At 37.0% G+C, this 18,775-nt stretch carries 18 protein-coding genes; 4 read left to right on the top strand and 14 right to left on the bottom strand.

Annotated elements, in window-relative coordinates; translation table 11 throughout:
• Positions 1-49: 49 nt before the first annotated feature.
• Genes RNZ47_RS08390 through RNZ47_RS08380 form a run of 3 tightly spaced genes read right to left on the bottom strand, consistent with a single transcriptional unit; the run spans position 50 to position 4,034 of the window.
• On the bottom strand, positions 50-808 hold the full coding sequence (locus RNZ47_RS08390; protein ID WP_311938776.1) for a T9SS type A sorting domain-containing protein: 759 nt from the start codon (positions 806-808) through the stop codon (positions 50-52).
• Entirely contained in the window at positions 805-2,223 is a 1,419-nt protein-coding gene (locus tag RNZ47_RS08385) for a DUF1501 domain-containing protein (protein ID WP_311938775.1), read from the bottom strand. The genes RNZ47_RS08390 and RNZ47_RS08385 overlap by 4 nt, the downstream gene beginning before the upstream one ends.
• A gap of 5 nt (positions 2,224-2,228) precedes the next feature.
• Complete coding sequence (locus RNZ47_RS08380; RefSeq protein ID WP_311938773.1) at positions 2,229-4,034, bottom strand: DUF1800 domain-containing protein; 1,806 nt, start codon at positions 4,032-4,034, stop codon at positions 2,229-2,231.
• A 182-nt stretch (positions 4,035-4,216) separates the two neighbouring features.
• Between RNZ47_RS08380 and RNZ47_RS08375 the strand changes: the two genes are divergently transcribed.
• Positions 4,217-4,711 carry a GNAT family N-acetyltransferase gene (locus tag RNZ47_RS08375; protein WP_311938771.1) on the top strand — a complete coding sequence of 165 codons (495 nt, stop codon included), beginning with the start codon at positions 4,217-4,219 and terminating at the stop codon, positions 4,709-4,711.
• 102 nt (positions 4,712-4,813) lie between these two features.
• On the opposite strand, the gene RNZ47_RS08370 is transcribed toward RNZ47_RS08375, so the two are convergent.
• From RNZ47_RS08370 to RNZ47_RS08360, 3 genes are all read right to left on the bottom strand, one after another.
• Positions 4,814-5,242, bottom strand: a complete 429-nt coding sequence (locus RNZ47_RS08370) for a DUF4268 domain-containing protein (RefSeq protein ID WP_311938769.1) — start codon at positions 5,240-5,242, stop codon at positions 4,814-4,816.
• Between the two features lie 132 nt (positions 5,243-5,374).
• Positions 5,375-6,049, bottom strand: a complete 675-nt coding sequence (locus tag RNZ47_RS08365) for a ZIP family metal transporter (RefSeq protein WP_311938767.1) — start codon at positions 6,047-6,049, stop codon at positions 5,375-5,377.
• An 80-nt stretch (positions 6,050-6,129) separates the two neighbouring features.
• Positions 6,130-6,861 carry a class I SAM-dependent methyltransferase gene (locus RNZ47_RS08360; protein ID WP_311938766.1) on the bottom strand — a complete coding sequence of 244 codons (732 nt, stop codon included), beginning with the start codon at positions 6,859-6,861 and terminating at the stop codon, positions 6,130-6,132.
• Positions 6,862-7,093: 232 nt separating this feature from the next.
• Here RNZ47_RS08360 and RNZ47_RS08355 point away from each other — a divergent pair, with 232 nt between their 5' ends.
• Complete coding sequence (locus RNZ47_RS08355) at positions 7,094-8,251, top strand: THUMP domain-containing class I SAM-dependent RNA methyltransferase (RefSeq protein ID WP_311938764.1); 1,158 nt, start codon at positions 7,094-7,096, stop codon at positions 8,249-8,251.
• A 454-nt stretch (positions 8,252-8,705) separates the two neighbouring features.
• Here the strand turns inward: RNZ47_RS08355 and RNZ47_RS08350 are convergent, their stop codons facing one another.
• The 8 genes from RNZ47_RS08350 to rlmD form a co-directional block, all read right to left on the bottom strand.
• Positions 8,706-9,173 (bottom strand): DUF4265 domain-containing protein, encoded by a 468-nt coding sequence (locus tag RNZ47_RS08350; protein WP_311938762.1) that lies wholly within the window; start codon positions 9,171-9,173, stop codon positions 8,706-8,708.
• Positions 9,166-9,591, bottom strand: coding sequence for a hypothetical protein (locus tag RNZ47_RS08345; RefSeq protein WP_311938760.1), 426 nt, complete (start codon positions 9,589-9,591; stop codon positions 9,166-9,168). Before RNZ47_RS08345 ends, RNZ47_RS08350 begins: the two co-directional genes overlap by 8 nt.
• A 247-nt stretch (positions 9,592-9,838) precedes the next feature.
• The gene (locus tag RNZ47_RS08340; RefSeq protein ID WP_311938758.1) at positions 9,839-11,983 is read right to left on the bottom strand and encodes a hypothetical protein; all 2,145 of its coding nucleotides are present in this window, start codon (positions 11,981-11,983) and stop codon (positions 9,839-9,841) included.
• Between the two features lie 465 nt (positions 11,984-12,448).
• Positions 12,449-13,468, bottom strand: coding sequence for a hypothetical protein (locus RNZ47_RS08335; protein WP_311938756.1), 1,020 nt, complete (start codon positions 13,466-13,468; stop codon positions 12,449-12,451).
• Positions 13,469-13,779: 311 nt separating this feature from the next.
• The gene (locus tag RNZ47_RS08330; protein ID WP_311938754.1) at positions 13,780-14,628 is read right to left on the bottom strand and encodes a glycerophosphodiester phosphodiesterase; all 849 of its coding nucleotides are present in this window, start codon (positions 14,626-14,628) and stop codon (positions 13,780-13,782) included.
• 19 nt (positions 14,629-14,647) lie between these two features.
• Positions 14,648-15,376 (bottom strand): DUF6048 family protein, encoded by a 729-nt coding sequence (locus RNZ47_RS08325; RefSeq protein WP_311938752.1) that lies wholly within the window; start codon positions 15,374-15,376, stop codon positions 14,648-14,650.
• Positions 15,342-15,887: a DUF6452 family protein gene (locus tag RNZ47_RS08320; protein WP_311938751.1), complete on the bottom strand. Its 546-nt coding sequence runs from the start codon at positions 15,885-15,887 to the stop codon at positions 15,342-15,344. Before RNZ47_RS08320 ends, RNZ47_RS08325 begins: the two co-directional genes overlap by 35 nt.
• Positions 15,888-15,918: 31 nt before the next feature.
• Positions 15,919-17,334, bottom strand: a complete 1,416-nt coding sequence (gene rlmD / locus RNZ47_RS08315) for a 23S rRNA (uracil(1939)-C(5))-methyltransferase RlmD (RefSeq protein ID WP_311938749.1) — start codon at positions 17,332-17,334, stop codon at positions 15,919-15,921.
• A gap of 338 nt (positions 17,335-17,672) precedes the next feature.
• Here rlmD and RNZ47_RS08310 point away from each other — a divergent pair, with 338 nt between their 5' ends.
• Positions 17,673-18,224, top strand: coding sequence for an RNA polymerase sigma factor (locus tag RNZ47_RS08310; protein WP_311938747.1), 552 nt, complete (start codon positions 17,673-17,675; stop codon positions 18,222-18,224).
• Between the two features lie 18 nt (positions 18,225-18,242).
• On the top strand, positions 18,243-18,626 hold the full coding sequence (locus RNZ47_RS08305) for a DUF6768 family protein (protein ID WP_311938746.1): 384 nt from the start codon (positions 18,243-18,245) through the stop codon (positions 18,624-18,626).
• Positions 18,627-18,775 lie beyond the last annotated feature (149 nt).

The following is an 18,775-nucleotide window of genomic DNA, read 5'->3' as shown; positions in this document are numbered from 1 at the left end:
GAAGAACGGAATTTATAAGTTATTTATTGATAGCTTAAGAGTCAATTACCTAATATTCCTTCTTAATCAATTTAAATGAACGCTCTTTTTCGTTTTGCGTGATTTTCAAAATATAGATTCCTATTGAAAGTGTATTCCCGTGCAACGGCAGCTCGTAAGTATCGTTGCCTTCGGTCATGTTAAAAGTATTGCTGATAATGGTTCTTCCTAAAATATCGTATAGTGCATAGTTTACCGGCGCGTTTTCATCTAAGGAAACCATTCTTAAAGTCACATTATTTATAAACGGATTTGGATATGCCATCGCGTTAAAAACATCGGCTTCTTCAACCACTAAAAACGGATCGGTTATCGACATTTTCAGCTCACTAAAACCGTAGCAGTCGCCACCAAAATTTGAGGTTGGCGTAATTAAAACAAAACGAGCTTTAGTGGCGTTAAAATCGGGTCCTTCGGAGCCTTCGTAAGTCGATAAGCCCGAAGCTTGCTCTAAGTTGAACGCGCCTAAGTTGGTCCACGTAACACCATCTAAAGAATAATCGACATTAAATTCATTGATGCCGTAATTCAGGTTTTTGGGCTCGTTGGCATTCCAAAGTTTTGTTTCGTTCAACACATAGTTATATCCCAAATCGTACATAATCCAATGGGTTTCGCCGTAAGATGCAATGGGATTTGGAGATTTTTCGCAAGATACCCAGCCATCAAACCAATTGGTGCTATGGCGGTCTGGGTAACATTGGGCGCTAATAAATGGAGTGCTCAAAAACGAAAGAATCAATATGTATAAATGGCTTTTTTTCATCATGTCATATTCATAAAACCTATTGGCGGAACAACGGAATTTGTGTCGTAAAAATTTGAAATGTTCGGGAGAATGGTGCTCAATTCGGATGCGGGCACACCAAACCAAAGTGCCAATTCTGCCATATATAAATCGGCTGCCGTTGTTGGAATCATCACGCCATCTTGAAAATCGACATCGCTATTTAAAGCCAAAACCGGATATTCGCCGTATAGCTCTTTTCCGTTTACGGCGCCACCCATTATAAAAGCATTGCCACCCCAAGCGTGATCGGTGCCATTTCCGTTTGATGTTAGGGTTCGTGCAAAATCCGAAACGCTAAATGTTGTAACGCAATCGTTCGTGTTTAACTCGGTCATTAAATCGTTAAAATATTTTAAGGCCTCATTCACCTGCGCCAATTTACCAGCTTGATTTATGAGGAGTTCATCGTGATGATCCCAACCACCAAGTTGCACAAAAAATGTTTGTCTGGAAAACCCTAAAGTATCTCTGGACGCAATGGTTTTTGCAACCATTCTTAATTGTTTTGCCAAATTATTGTATTCCGGAAGCGGCGTACTAAAATCCAAAACGCCATCAATGGCCGATTGAAATTCCAAATTCGCTTCGTTTGAAGATTTGATGGTGTTTTTATAGGTATTCTTGAAAATATCTTGATAATCCCTTTCCAACATCGAGTTTAAAGCTTCGGTACGAAGGCTGTTAAACAGGTTGGTGCCACCATAACCATTAATGCCAACGCTACCTTGATTGCCAATAGCGTATGGGATAATTTGGTCTCCGCGCTGAAAAATGTTACTTCCCCTTAACGAAATATTCATGGAGATATTCTGGTTGGAATTCATGGACTGTACCAAGTCTGCTATTTTTCCGCCCCAACCAATATTGGTTCTTTCGTGTGGTCTTCCCGTTTGCCATTGCTGTATTTGGTCGGCATGCGAAAATAAACCAAGCGGTGTTTTAACCACATTGTTTTGTATATCGTTTTTTGTTGAAGGTTCTATAAGCGTGCCCACATTTGAAAGAAAAGCCAAATTTCCGCTTTCAAATAATTGTTGCATATCGGGCATTGATGGATGCACTCCAAAAACCCTTCCGTCAGAAGTATTGGGGTTTATCTGTAAAATATCGTTTTGCGGAATGGCCAAATTGGAGCGTGTGGTGGCATATTCGTTATATTCATTAGTGCCTTTTGGCATCAGCATGTTAAAAGAATCGTTACCGCCACCAAGCATTAAACACACCAAAGCTTTGTAATCACCGCCCAAATTAGTGATTAGTGACGAATTATCCATAGCCGAGGCAGCCATGGCCTTAAGGTTGATTAAAGATGAAAACAGCGTGGTGTAACCAAGTGCAGCACAGGAATCGCCAAGGAATTTTCGTCTGGATATATTATGTTTTTCTTTGCTCATTGGTTTTATTTAAGAATCGCATAGTCTGGACTTATCAATATAAGATAGAGGGCCATTTTTACTCTATAAAAAGTATAATCAAAATCGCCACCCAAATCTGTAATGCCATCAACAGCTTCAGTTATAACGCGTTTGGTTTCATCGGATAATTGCCCATGTGTGAATAATTTATCCAATTGACTAACCAAAACCTCGCTGTCTTTTGCAAAATATTTAAGCGCTTCAAAATCTAACGGTGTGTCTTCAATATCTAAATCCCAAGTGTTTAAAACGGAATAATACTGCGGATACGTCCATAAATCAACTTCATTTATATAAGAAATACTTGTTGCGGAATTGTGGATTTCAAATTCTGGGCCAACAAGATTTGCAGTCGTAAATTTGGCATTGGGCACATATTCCGGCAAATAAAAATTAAATACGTGCGGTGCCGCTAAAGGGGATTGACCAGTGGCTTGATAAAAATTATAACCCACATTCCAATTTAATCCGCTTTTATTATCCAAATCAATTTGTCTGGTGATGTTAAAATACCGCACCATGGGTTCAATTAATTTCCCGCTTGACGGATTGTCTATCCAACTGCAACTTCTGGCTTCTTCATCCAATAAAATGGCTTTTATTACAGCTTTCATATCGCCTCTAACGCCTTTGGTATTGTTAAAGGCCGCACTAACTCGGGATATATAAGCAGGCGATGGATTGGATTTTACCATTTGCTGAATGAGGCGTATAGCTATAAACGGCGCGGTGTTTTGATGGTTGAACAGATTGTCTATTGCATCTTCCACATCTTGCATTCCCGATTGCCCGTTTGGGATAACATAGCCATTCAATAATTTTTTTTCTCCGGGTTGATGCCATTCATCGTACATCGCCATGGGAACATCTTTTTTCGCTAAGTATTGATTCACCCCAAATCGTGGTACAACGCCCCAAGGATTTTCGTTAACCGCTGCGGCGCCAAGACCGGTAAATACTTTGGCAAATTCTTTTATATCGTTGTTATCGTAAGTGGGCACCCTGTTGCCTTCGCCATCCACAACATAGCTTCCGTCTTGGTTGAGCTCGTACAAACCAATGGAAAATAATTGCATAACTTCCCTGGCAAAATTTTCGTCTGGATGTATGTTTTGGTCGGGGAAACTTCTGGGGTTGTTATAATGGCTTAAGTAAATGCCCATCATGGGGTGCAAAGTCATATCTTTTAAAAGGTCTCTAAAATTCCCGAAGGCATTATCTTTTAAAACATCGTAAAAATCGCCTAAACCAACCCCGTAATCACCAAGACTTGAGTTTCTTGAAATCACCATAATTTCGCTTAAGGCCAGCGCAACTTTTTGGCGAAGTAAATCCTCGTTACCTATATTGCTTTGCCACCAAGCGTATTGAAAATGCAACCAATACGGGCCAAAATAGTCCTCTTCATTACCGCCATTGGCCACAAAAATTGAAAGGGCCTCATCGTAAATGGTTTGGGTAAGTTCGCCCGTGGATGGCGAGTTAAAATCGAATTGCGTATCAACCCAATCTTCAAAAGAGTTTTCGGCAACGGTTTTTATGTAGTTTAAGTCAGCACCAAAAGTCGCCTGTGCTAAAAACCGCGACGTTTCCAATAAACGCGCATCCAGCCCCGTACCATTTATAGTGTTTTCTGCGCTGGCAGTCTCGTTCCAACTTGTTCTGTTTTGCTGATTGCTGGAAGTTACCGTAATGCCATTGCTGTGTCCGGCACCCAAATAATCTCTGTATTCCTGCGAAAACATGCAAATAGGAAAGCTTAAAAATAAAGCGAGTATTAGTTTTTTCATAAGGCAATTTAAAGCGTTGCTTAATAAAAAAGGAAACTGGATTTGGCAACTAAGCTATCAAATATAACTAAAAATCAGATGAATAGCTATATTTTTCGATGAACTGCAATTTAGATTTTTCAAGAACCTGCTTTTATTCATTAATTATTATTTTATTTGAATAACGATTTTTACGATGTAATATGATACACATTACTGAAGCCAACCAAACATCCGATTATATTTTATTGGAAAACTTAGCCGATACCATTTGGCGCGAACACTACATTCCCATTGTTGGTAAACCGCAGATTGATTATATGCTCGAAAAGTTTCAATCGGCCAAAGCCATAAAAAATCAAATTGTAAATGAAGGCTTTGAATATTTTATCATGTATTTCAATAAAAAACCAGCTGGTTATCTAGCCATTAAAAAGGAAAAGGAGCATTTGTTTTTAAGCAAGATTTATGTATTGCGTTCCCATAGAGGAAAAAAAATAGGAAAAGCGGCCATGTTAAAAGCTGAAGAAAAAGCCAAGGCATATCATTTAAAAGTCATTAGACTTGGGGTAAATATTAACAATACAAACTCCATTAAAGCTTATGAAAAATTGGGGTTTATAAAAGTAAGCACCTTTGTTACCGATATTGGCAACGGCTTTGTAATGGACGATTTTATTATGGAGAAAAGGGTTTAAACTGTAACCGTCATTACGAGGAGCGGAGCGACGTGGTAATCTTTTAAATTGAAAATTAGAACTATATTTAAACAGATTGCTTCACTATGTTCGCAATGACGATTAATGATCAATAACCTCTTTGTATTCCTCAAAAAAAGCTTCAAACAAAGTCATTTTTTCATTGAAGAATTCCATCACATCGCGCCACGAGTTTTTATTATGAATCGATACTTTTTGATTTAAGGGCACATAAATTCTTGAGATTTCTTTATGGTTTTCTAAATAGTATTCTTCATCAAAAATAGCATCCGGCAAATATTCATCCAACAAAATCGATTTTAAAGCCAATAGTTTTTCCCAGTATTTAATACGGTATTCCAAATCGTCTTCAACATCCAAAGCCACCAAAGCGGACTTGGTGTCAAAATGAAATTTAAACGAGACCCCTTTCAGTTTGGTGTTGTATAAAATCCATTTCCGTGGAAACGATTTTCCAAAACTCGTCCAGAATTCTTGTCGTAATAATCGCGATTCTTCTTTTGAAAACATTGAAAATATTATTTTTTTCTATTCCCTTTTAGAAGGGAATCTGTTTTTCTGTCATTCCTGCGAAGGCAGGAATCCACTTTATCATAATTTAGTTTCAATTGATGAGATTCCTGCCTTCGCAGGAATGACAAATTAAATCAAATAAGCCACAGCTATACCCAAAATAATGGCAATAAATTTCGATAAATTAAACTTATGGCCTTCGCCACTTTCAAACAAAATAGTGGTTGAAATATGAAAAAATATACCAATTACCATGGCATTGATAATGTGCGCGTAATCTGTAATGGCTTCCCAAGTACTCGAAATATACGTCCCCAACGGGGTCATAATCGCAAAAACCACTAAAAACGCCGTGATTTGCAATTTGCTAAAATTAGACTGAAACAAAAACATACTTATTAAAGCAGCAATGGGGATTTTGTGCACCAAAACGCCATAAAGCATATCGTTGTGATCGTGAATTGGAAAACCTTCCAAAAAACTATGAATACATAAACTGATAAACAATAACCACGGAAAATCGGTTTCGTCTTTATGGATGTGCACATGCCCGTGTTCGGCACCTTTCGAGAAGAGCTCCAAAACAATTTGCAGCACGATTCCGCACATAATGTACAATCCGGTAAGCTTGCCGCTTAAATGGTGGTAAACTTCCGGGAGCAGTTCAAAAAGGGTTATTGCCAATAAAAAAGCGCCACTAAAAGAGAGTAGGAGCTTGGTGTTCCATGTTTTTTTATACTTGCTCAAACTGGCTATAAGTACGCCCAAAACAACAGCTAATACAGGAAATAAAAATTTATTCATTCAAAAAATAATATTCAATGTGATAAAATCAATCAATAATTACTCGCAACAGTGATACTAATTAAATGTCGATTATCGACCTATTTAAAAATCATGATTAAGCGTTCCGATGTTTTGGCATTAAATTTATGCAATTTATAATCGCCAAAAACATCCAATAAATGCACATCGGCAGCTTCAAACATGGTTTCAAAATCGGCTAAAGTAAAGGCTTTAACGCGCTCTTGGAAATTATAGTCTTCGCCATCGGCCGTAAACAAAATATCTTTTATAATGTAACCCTTATCCACATAACGCTTTAAATTAAAGGTAATGCCATCAACCGTTTTCACCTCTTCGGGCACTAAATTATCAATAACAAATTCGCTGTTCATAAAATCAATCACGCCAAAGCCAAAGTCGTTCAAATTCGCTTTAATGGCTTTAATCGTGCTCAGGTTGTCCTCATCTTTTTCAAAATACCCAAAACTGGTAAACAAATTAAAAACCGCGTCAAACTGTTTGTGGTAAGGTTGGCACATGTTGTGCACCTCAAAACGGAGGCTGTTGTTTTCAAACTTTTTGGCAAAATCAATGCTGTTTGCGCTCAAATCAACACCCGTAACATCGTATCCCATTTTGTTTAAATACCGGGCATGACGGCCTTTGCCGCAAGCCAAATCCAAAATGGTACCATGCTCGGGAATATTCAAATAATTGGTAAGCGTATCCATAAAAGCACGCGCCTCGGTATCGTCTCTATCTTTATATAAAATGTGGTAAAAAGGCTTGTCAAACCACGATTTAAACCATTTTGTAGTATTGTTGTTCATATTGTTTTTATGGGGTTACCGCGCTAAGGCGCGGTCAGGCTTTCCGCTATATCTTTTTAATGCGTCATTGCGAGGACGAAAGACGTGGCAATCTGCCAAATTTCAGTTCGCAACAAAATCATTACAAGTCCGCATTAAAAAGGATGCCGCATCAATCCTTAACCCATTATCTGCAATTGCTAGTTAATTTGTGCAAAATTACATTATTTTTGCAATCTATTCGACGTAAAAAATGGAAGAAAATTTTAACATGGTGGCCAAAACCTTATTTGGTTTTGAAGAATTACTGGCAAACGAACTCACGCAACTCGGTGCGCAACACGTAAAAAAAGGCGTGCGGAACGTCGCTTTTTCAGGCGATAAAGGCTTTATGTACAAAGCAAATTTAGCATTACGTACGGCCGTTAAAATTTTAAAACCCATCCATTCGTTTACCGTAAACAGCGAAAAAGATTTATACGATAAAATCTACGCCATGGATTGGTCGCCATACCTTAAGCCAACAGGCACATTGGCGGTTGATGCTACAATACATTCCGATTTGTTTTCGCATTCGCTTTACATCGCACAAAAAACTAAAGATGCGATTGTCGATAAGTTTAGGGATACCGACGGACAGCGGCCAAACGTCGATTTAAAATTCCCCGATCTAAAAATAAACGTGCATATCGATAGGCGCCAATGCACCATTTCGTTGGATTCTTCGGGCGATTCGCTGCACAAACGTGGCTATAAAACCGCCACCAATATTGCGCCCATAAACGAGGTGTTGGCAGCTGGAATGATCATGTTGTCCGGTTGGGACGGACAGTTAGATTTTATGGATCCCATGTGCGGTTCGGGCACCATGCTTATTGAAGCGGCGATGATAGCCTGCAACATACCGCCAAACCTGATGCGCAAAGAATTTGCCTTTGAGCGCTGGCAAGATTGGGATGTTGAATTGTTTGAAAAAATTGAAGAGTCCTTATTGGGTAAAACCCGCGATTTCCACCATAAAATTATAGGTTACGATAAAGCACCAAGTGCCGTAGCCAAGGCCAAGGAAAACGTAAAAAACGCCCAATTGGAAGATTTTATTGAAGTTAAGCACGAAGACTTCTTTAAAACCCAAAAAGGTGGCGACCAAAAACTGCACATGGTATTTAACCCACCCTATGGCGAGCGTTTAAACTTGGATATGGAATCTTTTTACGCCAACATTGGCGATACCCTAAAACAAAATTACCCCGACACCGATGCTTGGTTTATTACCTCAAACCTCGATGCCCTTAAACATGTGGGTTTACGTCCATCGCGGAAAATACATTTATACAACGCCAAACTCGAAGCGCGTTTGGTTAAATATGTGATGTACGAAGGCAGTAAAAAAGGGAAGTATATGAAGTAGCTGTCATTGCGAGGGAGGAACGACTGTGGCAATCTGTTTAATGTAAATAATAATTTTTATCTATTATGTTGTCATTCCGAACGCTTGTGAGGAATCTCATTATCTTTTTTCGAGTGACTTTATGAGATTTCTCCTAGTGCCGAAATGACAGCACCGTAAAAAACTCAAAGCGTTTGGTTAAATATGTAATTTACGAAGGCAGTAAAAAAGAGGAATTTATAAAGTAGAATTCTAAGAGTTACGCTTATCGGCTCCGTATATGAAAAGTAGCGCTGAAAATATGCTGTTACTTTTCGGATTACACAAGCCGAATTTTTAAATTTTACTATTTATTTTTTTGTTTGGAAATCGTCAAATTTAAAAATTTGGCGACTTTCCAAAAACGCCCAAACCATTGTCTTAGCAACGACTTGCGCTATTTTTTATATACAATGTTCTACGCAGTTTTTTATTCTCAACTGTAACCTTCAGTTCTATGTTTGTCCGAAATTGTAGGTTCTGCGTAACCAATAATTTCAGCATTTTCCATTCGGTCAAGTTCCTTTTTAATTGGCTTATAATCCAAATTCGAAGGAATTTCCATTGAGAAATAACCTTCATTTGCTTTTTCCGATTCGCAACCTAATTTATAAAATATATCTCTAATAGTATTTGTTTTTGTTGTCTTGTCCATAATTACAACTTGGACAACAGTTCGACCAGAATATTCATAAGTTTTTCTGTAAGTCAGCATTTGCTCGGTTTCATCAAATTCAGCGATTACAATATCTTCCGATGCAACTAATGGAATATAAAAAGGAATATTATCAATTTTATATAATCCTTTTTCTTTGTCAATTTCATCAGCCCAAACGGTTTCAACCATTTGTTCGTCAAAAATGTCGCTGTGGAAATTGAACAATATTTTTACTTGTTTACTCATTTACTTCTAAATACTTTCTTGCATCTCTCAAATTTAATTCTGTTTCGTTAAAAGCAGAACTTCCATTTCTGTCAATATTAAAAATAGGTTCTTCCAAATTACCTAATGCAATCATTAACTGATAAACAGTATCTGCATTTTCCTTTTCGATTTCTATTTTTAGCCACTTTTTAAAGTTCGGAATTAATTCGGTTTTGTGAATTTTACTTAAAGACCAATAAGCACTTATTCGTTCTTTTGAGTCCGAGTAAAGTCCGTTGTCTATTCCATTGACAATTTGAGTTTCCAGTTCAATTGGTTTTAGATTGTTTAATCCAGATTCGGCAATTACTTTTTCTTCGTATTCCGATTTTTTATTTCCGTTGGCTCTTTCAAATATATAAGCAGAAGCCTCAAATTGGTCGTTTGTCAGTTTCATTTTCTTTTAAGCACAATGTTTTTTCAAATTGCGTAGAATGGTTTTTGGATATCAATCCGTTTCAATGATTTATATCCACCGATAAGCGAAGTTATATTTTTTTTATCAGAAAATCAATACGTACTTCTACGTAGTTTTAGTATTAAAGGTTATTTGAAAGAATGTATGCGGAAGTCATCTTTTAAATTAAAACCTGTTCGTTTTAAATTAATTAATAAACAGATTGACATGTCGCTTTAATACGGACCTAATAATTATCATCGCTGTGTAAAACGAATGTTTTAATTACTTTGCCATCTTTTAATTCATTTAGAACCCAAGTATCTTTGTTTTTGCCTGCTTTTAAGGTCCAGTTTTTTTTAGGGTTAACCAATAATTTTTTTACACGTATTGGAAATGCATTGGCGCTACGGGCGTCTTCCCACGTTCGAATGGCTTTAAAAATAGCATCTTTTTCTGGACAGCTTTCCACATCTTTCTGATTTAAAATGAGACTGTACGTGGTTCCCATCCCAACTGAAATAGCTTGTATATGCTCGTATTGTTCAACGGTTGACTGTGCATTGATAGCAAAATTACCTCCCATACCAACTGGGAAATAGTTGGCAAATGTTACATCACGAAGGTCCTTACCTTGGCTCGTGGTGCTGCCCCATTCTCTGGTGTTAACATCGTACAGGTTTTTACCACTACCAACATTCCAAATACTTTGATAATGCCACGAACCTTCTGATAGGGTAGCTCCAGTAAAGCGAATAGGAGGTATGCCAAGTGCTTCTGCCTTTTCAAACATTTTACGAAAAAAACGTTTTGCCGAGTAATACCCATGCCCATTGTTAAACAAAAATTCCTGTCCGTCGAAATCGTAATAGCCTAAACCATTAATAAAAGAAACATCGGCATAATATTCGGCTATTTTATCCTGAAGTTCCATATTGGGTATCAGGCCATCATATCCATAGTTTAAGGTAACCTGCAACTTGTAAATAGTATCGTTCTTTTGATGGTTTGCGGGTGTGGTATTCCAATACCCGCGTTTTACATTTAAAAGGCGGTAGGGTTCATTATTTGAAACACCCAGATAATGAATTAATTCTTTACCGATTTTTATCATATTCAGGTTTTTTGCATGTCCTTCCCAACTAGCAATCTCTTCCATATACTTAGGGTCGTTTACAAAAATGAGTGTATCACTAGGGTTTATACTTTTCGTTAATAAACGTTTTTGCTGATAACACAAGCTGTCACTTGGAATGGGGCTAGCATCTTTGGTTTTTGGTGCCAATGCATTTGTAATTGGTGTTCTCCCAATGGTTATTCCGTATGCCGCTGCCACTTCGGAAAATGCTTTATGCGATAGGTTGCCACTTGTTAGTTTTATTGGTTTATTTTCAAAATTTTTACCATCAATATAACCTTCATTACCACGGTCGGGCAATATAAAACCCTGGTCGTACAAACTGATGGCTTTAAAACCTAGTTGTGAAGTATAAGTAATTATACTATCGTATAAATTACCACTGGTAAGTGCATCCGGAACAAAAGCTGTTGGATCTTTTACCCACTTTCCATTAATGGTTGGATACGGCAAGTTTTCTTTTAATACAATGTCTTGAATCACATCCATCAACGCCGTACTATCGGCACTTCCCCATAAAGCAATAGAAGACCCAATATAATCGACTCCCGGCAATGGCTGAACTTCCAAATGATTAGGCGTATTGGCTGCCATATTTGGTATTAGTGAATAATATACTTCTCTTTCAAATGTTCTGTCTCTGGAGTGGTAATTAATTGAAATTCTTCCTTTGTCATCAACGTGTGCTGAGTTGCCATACATAATTCTGTAATACGGCTCTTTGTGTGCATAAAAGGCAACATCACTAATTCCATTCCCTCCCAGAGTAAAAATTTGTCCTTCGTGTAATGAATCTGGTAGCGGGTAAAGTTCCGCATCGGGAGAATGGATGATGTACTGAAAAGGTGCGGCGTCGGCTATGGTTTCAGAAGTACCGCCTAATGTGTTGTCGTCGAGGGCAAGCATTCCAACTGCATAATTGACCACCTTGCTAGTATCTCTTGCAACACCTATAATTTCTCCAATCAGGTTTGTAATATTTGTGTGGTATGGTCCCCATTGAATACCATCAACTCCATGGCGTGGTGTAAGTGACTGGAGTGTGAATTTGAAATATTTTTCTTGAGGTGTCAGTTTGATTTGAGCAACTGAACCATTGGTGTAGCTTAGTGTGATAGATTGTTCTATGCTGTTAAATTTTGCCTTTATAGGTTTATAATATATTTTCTTTTTACCATCGTAAAGTTGCATTAATGGGGATGGTTTATCAAGAGGGCTAAATTCTCTATAGGGTTCTTTTGTGGTGTTTTTCATGCTTTTTATAAAGCCCTTATTATCAATATGTATTTGAAAATAGTTCGTGCTAAATTTGGTCTTTTTGTCGTTTGAGCAGTTGTAAAGCAAGATTGCAAGCATTAGTAATATTAAATTACTCCAGGAATTTTTAAAAATCAACATGTACGTTTTTTTAGTTTGTCATAACAATTAGGATATGAATCCGTTATTAGAGATTTATATCCACTCATAAGCGAAGTTAGATTTTTTTATCAGAAAATCAATGTGAACTTCTGCGTAGTTTTAACAATAAAGGTTATTAGGAAGGAAGTATTGAAGTAATTTTTAAAATTTAACCTTTACAGTTTTTTAGGGATTAAAAAAACGAATAACAAATTGCCACGTCGTTTGCTTCTCGCAATGACGTAACTTTGACTGTGTTCATTATGAACTAATTGAATGGAATAAGATAATACTACTATTAAAGCATTTCAAAAACCAAAATCAGTTTTGATAATTCCCACCGGCATACTGCGCCACAATTTTACGGTCTGCTGTTCTGCAGGCATTGGGGAAATCGAAAAAATAAAGGCACTCCGGTAAACCGTCGGTAAATGTTATTCTAACCGAGCCATTGTTGCGTCCGCTAAAACCTTGGTACACGTATTTGGTTCGTATTTCGATAAGTTTGCCTTGGTTGTCTTTTATTTCGGAAACGTCAGATATGCTTCCGCGTTGGTAGCGGTTCATGGCCCATGTTTTGGAGTGTTCGAACACCAAATCTTCGGCTAGTTTTGTTAAATTTTGGTTTTTAGAAGACACCACAGCTTTTGCTTTTCCGCTTATAGGAATGGGTTGTTTACCCAATGCAAACAGACGTAAATTGTCTTGAAAACGCATTAAACCCTCACTTTTGCAACCGTTCATTTTAAGCAGCGCTTTCATATCGGCATCGGCAGCCTGCGAATTGTTTAAAACGCTCGATGCGATTCCAATGGGGTTGTCCTGTTTCATCATTTTATACATATTCCGGAATGCATCTCCAGCTTGTAAATTATCAAGAATTACTTTGGTATTAAACATTTCGGGTGCCGCGTATAAACCTGTGCCAACATCAATCCACTCTATACAAGTTCTGCTAATTTCCCAACCATAACCATCTGTAGTTACGCGTTCTTTAACGCATTCCGGTCGGGTTAATTCAATTTTGTTTGCCGGCAAACTGGAGGTGCAATGTTTCGCGTAAGTGGTTACATAAGCGTTAAAAAGCAATATAAAGGTGGTTTCGTCTCTATCAAAAGGAATATCGATAAAATTGCCTTCAAAAATGTTGGTTAATACGGTTTCAAAATGAAGGCCCTTAGCATTAAATGTAATATTATCAGTGTTGTTGTTTGAAGGTGAATCTGAATAGCGATTGTTTTTAGGACTTGCGGAAGTTAACAGCAACGACAGGATAAATAACACCATTAATTTGAAGGTAAAAAGGGCTTTTGATTGATACGGATTGGTTTTCATATTCATTGTAATGTTGGATTAATCACTTTTTTTTGAAATTTTTAGGTATTCCAAACTTGTGAAGCGTGTGTTAAAACACAGTATTTCACTAATATATGCTATATGAAAAAAGGGAGTAATCTAAAGTACAACAACTTTATGTATGGTGCAAATATTTGTCAATACGGTTGAATTTCACTCATCTTTACATGAGAAAAAAGTATCTATAATCAATTTTATTTTCACCTTTTGAAACCTCTTATCTATCCGATTTTCTCCTATTGAAAAATCGCTCGAATAGGCATGGTTTCAACAAATAAGAAGATAAACCGTTTGTTTTAATCTTTTAGCAGATTAGGGTTGTCTGTAATAATGCCATCAACCCCAAGTGAAATTAATTCCCTAGCGTAATCAGCGTCATTTAAATTCCAAACGTTGACTTCTTTTCCTTTGGATTTTAAAAGATTGATGATGTCGCGATTGGCGAAAACATAATTTATACTGTATGCTTTTATGTACGGCCGTTTATCAATATGAAAAGATTCAAATTGATTTGAAATGATAAAAGGCATAAATTTTAATTTGCCAACCAACAATTTATGCAACGCAATATTAGGGTTTAATTGATGCACGCGTTCCAAAACCTCAGAATCGAAGGAATGAATTATCACCCAAGATTCAGCTTGGTGTTTCGTTATAATGTTTACGATGTTTTTTTCGATATTCGGATAGTAATCATCGCCTTTTTTAATCTCGATAATTAGTTGGCATTGGCCATCAATTAATTTAATAATGGCTTCTAAAGTGGGAATCCTTTCATTTGAAAAATCACTCGAAAACCAAGAGCCCGCATCTAATTTTGAAAGCGATGAAAAGCTGTTTTCTTTTATTAATCCCGTGCCATTGGTTGTTCTATCCAAAGTAGTATCGTGCATTAAAACCACCACAGAATCTTTAGTTTGCTGTACATCAATTTCAATACGATCGGGTTGCTGTTTTAAAGCCGCATTTACCGACGAAATTGTGTTTTCCGGTGCTAATTGTGCCGCACCACGATGGGAGATTATTAAAAAATCATGGGTTGTTTTTCTCGAAAAATCTTCAAAGAAAATAGGCGAAATGGATAGGCATACATAAACAACACCAATTACCATAATGCTGCCAATGATTTTTACTAATTTCTTCATTTTAAAAATGAATTAAAAGCTATTTGTCCTTTTTATAAAGCGGAATGCGATACGAAATGGTATAGCTGTAACCCACGCCAATACGACTGCTATCGTAGGTTTTGTTAAATCCGGGAATGTATATATTTTGAAAATTCCCAGGCTCTGTTTCGCTTGCCAAAACCTTAAGCTGCACATTTAAGCCCATGTATAAATTGGTGAACAATTCTGCCTTTAATCCTAAAATAAGTTCTGCCCAAATAGCGGTTAAGCCATTAAACTCCTGAGGCGTATCAGACGAAAGTTGCCCGCCCCAATATTGGTTGGTATTATAAACCGTAAAGCTATTTAAAGTATGGCTAAACGAACTGGCACCAACGCGAAACCCAAAGTAAATCATGTTGTCCATATCCAACCAGTTTTGATAGGCGTTGTAATCGATGCCGCCTTTAAAATAGCTGCCTTTGGTTGTAATATCTAAATAATCGGTTGCGTTGTTTTTTTCTTCAACACCAATTTCCCCGGCTAAGTATAGCTTTTTTTTAAGTCGGTAATCGCCAATAATTTCGAAACCTGAATACTCATCGTCAACAGCCGTTCGAATCAATTTGCCAATATCGGCACCCACCCGAAGTCCGTATTTTTGCTTGATTTTTACAGAGTCGTTTACCGTATTGGGAATACTGTCGTTTTGCGCATTTACAGAAACACAAAATAGCAGTAAAAACGCACTACTAATGAAATAAGTTAAAATGTGTTGCTGTTTCATCTTCTACAGATTGTGGGTTATTTACAGGTTGTATTAATTGTATCCAATTGTCGCTATCGGTTTCAACAACAACTTCAACATCTTTAAAAATAGTTTTGTAACCGCAGGCACGCGAAACAAAAACTTCTTCTCTGGTGTAGCTTATGGTTATTATATCTTGGTTGCCATCGTAAAAATCATCTGTGGTATCATCAGGCGTGCCGTTATCGTTTATGGTGGCCTCATTTATAAGTACATATTGCGTGGTGTCCTCCGTGGTTTTTAATGGCAGGATAAGGTTGGCGGTTCGGGTAATGGCGTATCCGGGCAACACACTGTTGTTGCCAATACCGGCGACAACCAAATCGAACACGTTTTTGACATCCTCTTGATTGTCAATATCGAAAGCGTCAATAATTAAACTGGGAGTGGTCGAGGTGCTTTCGGGACATATATCGTCGCGTTCGCAACTTGCTGTAATTCCAATTACCAATACCATAATTGGTAAAAAAAGATATTTAAAATACTTCATTTTCATTTTATACAAATAAACGAATAAACTTTTAACGCTTTTCCAGCAACACCACATTTTCAACATGGTGCGTTTGCGGAAACATATCAACCGCTTGGGTTTTTGCAACTTTATACATAGCATCCATTAACGCCAAGTCTCTGGCCTGTGTGGCACTGTTACAGCTTACATACACTATTTTTTTTGGCGCAATATTTAATATTTGCTGCACCACATCTTTATGCATACCATCGCGTGGCGGATCGGTAATAATAACATCGGGTTGCCCATGTTCTGTGATAAACGCGGTGTTAAAAACCTGTTTCATATCGCCAACAAAGAACTCAACGTTATTAATGTTATTTAATTGTGCATTTTCCTTGGCAGCTGTTATGGCATCGGGCACTGCTTCAACACCAACCACTTTACTCGCTTTTTTGGCGACAAATTGTGCAATGGTGCCTGTGCCGGTGTATAAATCGTAAACGAGTTCGTTGCCCGTTAATCCAGCAAAATCGCGTGTTATTTTATAAAGTTCGTACGCTTGCGCGGAATTGGTTTGATAAAACGATTTGGCATTTATTTTAAAGCGCAAACCTTCCATTTCTTCAAAAATGTGGTCGGCGCCTTTATAACAAATTACGTTTTGATCGTAAATAGTATCGTTCGCCTTTCCGTTTATTACATATTGTAATGAGGTAATTTCCGGAAAAGTTTCAGCAATAAAATCCAATAGCAATTCACGTTTTGCTTTATCGTCTTTAAAAAACTGAATCATAACCATAATATCGCCCGTACTGGATGTGCGAATCATCATGGTACGCAACAATCCGGTTTGATTTCTGGTATTGAAAAATTCAAATTCATTTTCAATGGCAAACGCCTTTACCGCATTCCTAATCGCATTTGAAGGATCGGCCTGTAAATGGCATTTTTTAACATCTAAAATCTTATCCCACATTCCGGGAATATGAAAACCTAAAGCATTTCTGTCGCCCAAATCTTTATCCGATTGTACTTCTTCAAAAGTTAACCAACGCGAATCGCTGAACGAAAACTCCATTTTATTTCTGTAGAAATAAGGATTGGCAGAACCCAAAATAGGGGTAACTTCCGGTAACTCAATGTGCCCAATTCGGGTTAAATTATTGGTAACTTCCTTTTGCTTGTAAAACAGTTGGTGTTCGTAAGCCATATCTTGCCATTTGCAACCGCCACAGGTTCCAAAATGCTCGCATACAGGCTCGGTTCTTTTATCGGATAATTTATGAAAAACCGTTGCTTTTCCTTCATAATAAGCTTTTCGCTTTTTAAAGGTTTGCACATCAACCACATCGCCAGGAACTGCATTGGGTAAAAAAATAACTTTCCCGTCGGGTGCTTTGGCAATGGTTTTTCCTTTTGCCCCGGCATCGATTACTTCTACGTTTTCAAAAACTTGTTTTCTCTGTTTTCTTCTTTTTGACATGCTGCAAAAATACTGAACTCATTTATACTTTTTCAATTCAATTTTAAGAAGTTTAAATAAGTTCTAAAATCGCATTAAAAACATGTCGTTTTATTTCCATTAACTTTAGGCACATGGTAAAATAAGTTGAAAATAAATGAACCTTTTATAAAATTTACCGTCTTTATAGTATGGTGGTTATAATTATCCGTAAGCGAAAAATCAATCAATTTAAAATAAACCATTTATAAATGGTAAAATCAGTTTTCATCAGAAAAAGGAAACAAAATATAATTTTGGGTAAAATTTATTAGAATGATTAAAGGCAAAAAAAGGAAAGCAATATAAACCAAACCGCATTGAAAAAGGATAAAACCATAGATGCGATGTTGGTTACCCAATACCTTTCTGGGCACGCAAGCGCACTTACAGAATTGGTTAAACGCTGGCACAAGCTGTTTTGCGAAAAGGCATTTTGGCTGGTTAAAGATGCCGATGTTGCCAAAGATATTGCGCAGGAAAGCTGGAAAACCATCATTGATAAAATAGACAAGCTAAAAGACCCCAATAGCTTTGGTTCTTGGGCATTACGCATTGTTTACACCAAGGCTATAGATTACATCAATTCTAATAACCGAACGCGAGATAATATGGAACATTACAAATACGAACAAGACACCTTAGACGTTGAAAACGAGACTGATGAAGCCTTAAAAAAAGCACTTTTAAAAGCGATTAATAATTTAGTGGAACATCAGCAAACCGTGATTAAATTGTTTTATGTTGAAGACTATTCGTTAAAGGAAATTAGCGCTATTTTGAATATATCGGTAGGTACTGCAAAATCAAGATTATTTCATGCCAGGGAAAAATTAAAAGACACATTAAAAGAAAAACGAAACGATTATTAATAATTAAAAACGACACAAATGAAAAATAATATGGAAGACATCGATAAATTAATAAAAGAAACATTAACCCAGGAAGAGGCTAAGTTTTACGACGATTTGGATGAGCAAAACACATGGCAAATGGTTGGTGGTTTGTTTAAGGGAAAAAACAAATGGCTGTTGGTTATGATGAATATTATGACTTTGGTTTTTTTCGGACTGTTCATTTATTGCCTCGTGCAATTTTTTAATACTGAAACAACTAAAGACCTTTTAAAATGGGGATTGGGAAGCATTATATTCTTACTTGGAGTAAGTATGTTAAAGGTGTTTGCGTGGATGCAAATGGACAAAAATGCGATTTTAAGAGAGATGAAACGGTTGGAATTGCAAGTGTCATCATTATATCATAAAATGAAATAGAATTTTAAAACGCCATAAATATTTATTAATATTGCAATTCCTAGGGATGATTTCTCTCCCACGCTGCTTTTTCGTCCCGATAAACATTGGGATTCCGAAAGAATAAAGGTACAGAAGGAATTGCATTTTTTTAATATTTAAATTCTTTA

Source organism: Hwangdonia seohaensis, from assembly GCF_031932625.1.
GTDB classification, from domain to species: Bacteria; Bacteroidota; Bacteroidia; order Flavobacteriales; family Flavobacteriaceae; genus Hwangdonia; species Hwangdonia seohaensis.
The sequence above is the reverse complement of the archived record's forward strand: the minus strand, read 5'-3'. Positions and strand labels throughout refer to the sequence as shown.

Coding starts and splice junctions, on each gene's coding strand:
- RNZ47_RS08335 (WP_311938756.1), bottom strand. CDS start 13,468: ATGAATATGAAAACCAATCCGTATCAATCAAAAGCCCTTTTTACCTTC.
- RNZ47_RS08320 (WP_311938751.1), bottom strand. CDS start 15,887: ATGAAGTATTTTAAATATCTTTTTTTACCAATTATGGTATTGGTAATT.
- RNZ47_RS08340 (WP_311938758.1), bottom strand. CDS start 11,983: ATGAAAAACACCACAAAAGAACCCTATAGAGAATTTAGCCCTCTTGAT.
- RNZ47_RS08380 (WP_311938773.1), bottom strand. CDS start 4,034: ATGAAAAAACTAATACTCGCTTTATTTTTAAGCTTTCCTATTTGCATG.
- rlmD (WP_311938749.1), bottom strand. CDS start 17,334: ATGTCAAAAAGAAGAAAACAGAGAAAACAAGTTTTTGAAAACGTAGAA.
- RNZ47_RS08345 (WP_311938760.1), bottom strand. CDS start 9,591: ATGAAACTGACAAACGACCAATTTGAGGCTTCTGCTTATATATTTGAA.
- RNZ47_RS08385 (WP_311938775.1), bottom strand. CDS start 2,223: ATGAGCAAAGAAAAACATAATATATCCAGACGAAAATTCCTTGGCGAT.
- RNZ47_RS08360 (WP_311938766.1), bottom strand. CDS start 6,861: ATGAACAACAATACTACAAAATGGTTTAAATCGTGGTTTGACAAGCCT.
- RNZ47_RS08350 (WP_311938762.1), bottom strand. CDS start 9,173: ATGAGTAAACAAGTAAAAATATTGTTCAATTTCCACAGCGACATTTTT.
- RNZ47_RS08305 (WP_311938746.1), top strand. CDS start 18,243: ATGAAAAATAATATGGAAGACATCGATAAATTAATAAAAGAAACATTA.
- RNZ47_RS08370 (WP_311938769.1), bottom strand. CDS start 5,242: ATGTTTTCAAAAGAAGAATCGCGATTATTACGACAAGAATTCTGGACG.
- RNZ47_RS08375 (WP_311938771.1), top strand. CDS start 4,217: ATGATACACATTACTGAAGCCAACCAAACATCCGATTATATTTTATTG.
- RNZ47_RS08390 (WP_311938776.1), bottom strand. CDS start 808: ATGATGAAAAAAAGCCATTTATACATATTGATTCTTTCGTTTTTGAGC.
- RNZ47_RS08325 (WP_311938752.1), bottom strand. CDS start 15,376: ATGAAACAGCAACACATTTTAACTTATTTCATTAGTAGTGCGTTTTTA.
- RNZ47_RS08330 (WP_311938754.1), bottom strand. CDS start 14,628: ATGAAGAAATTAGTAAAAATCATTGGCAGCATTATGGTAATTGGTGTT.
- RNZ47_RS08355 (WP_311938764.1), top strand. CDS start 7,094: ATGGAAGAAAATTTTAACATGGTGGCCAAAACCTTATTTGGTTTTGAA.
- RNZ47_RS08365 (WP_311938767.1), bottom strand. CDS start 6,049: ATGAATAAATTTTTATTTCCTGTATTAGCTGTTGTTTTGGGCGTACTT.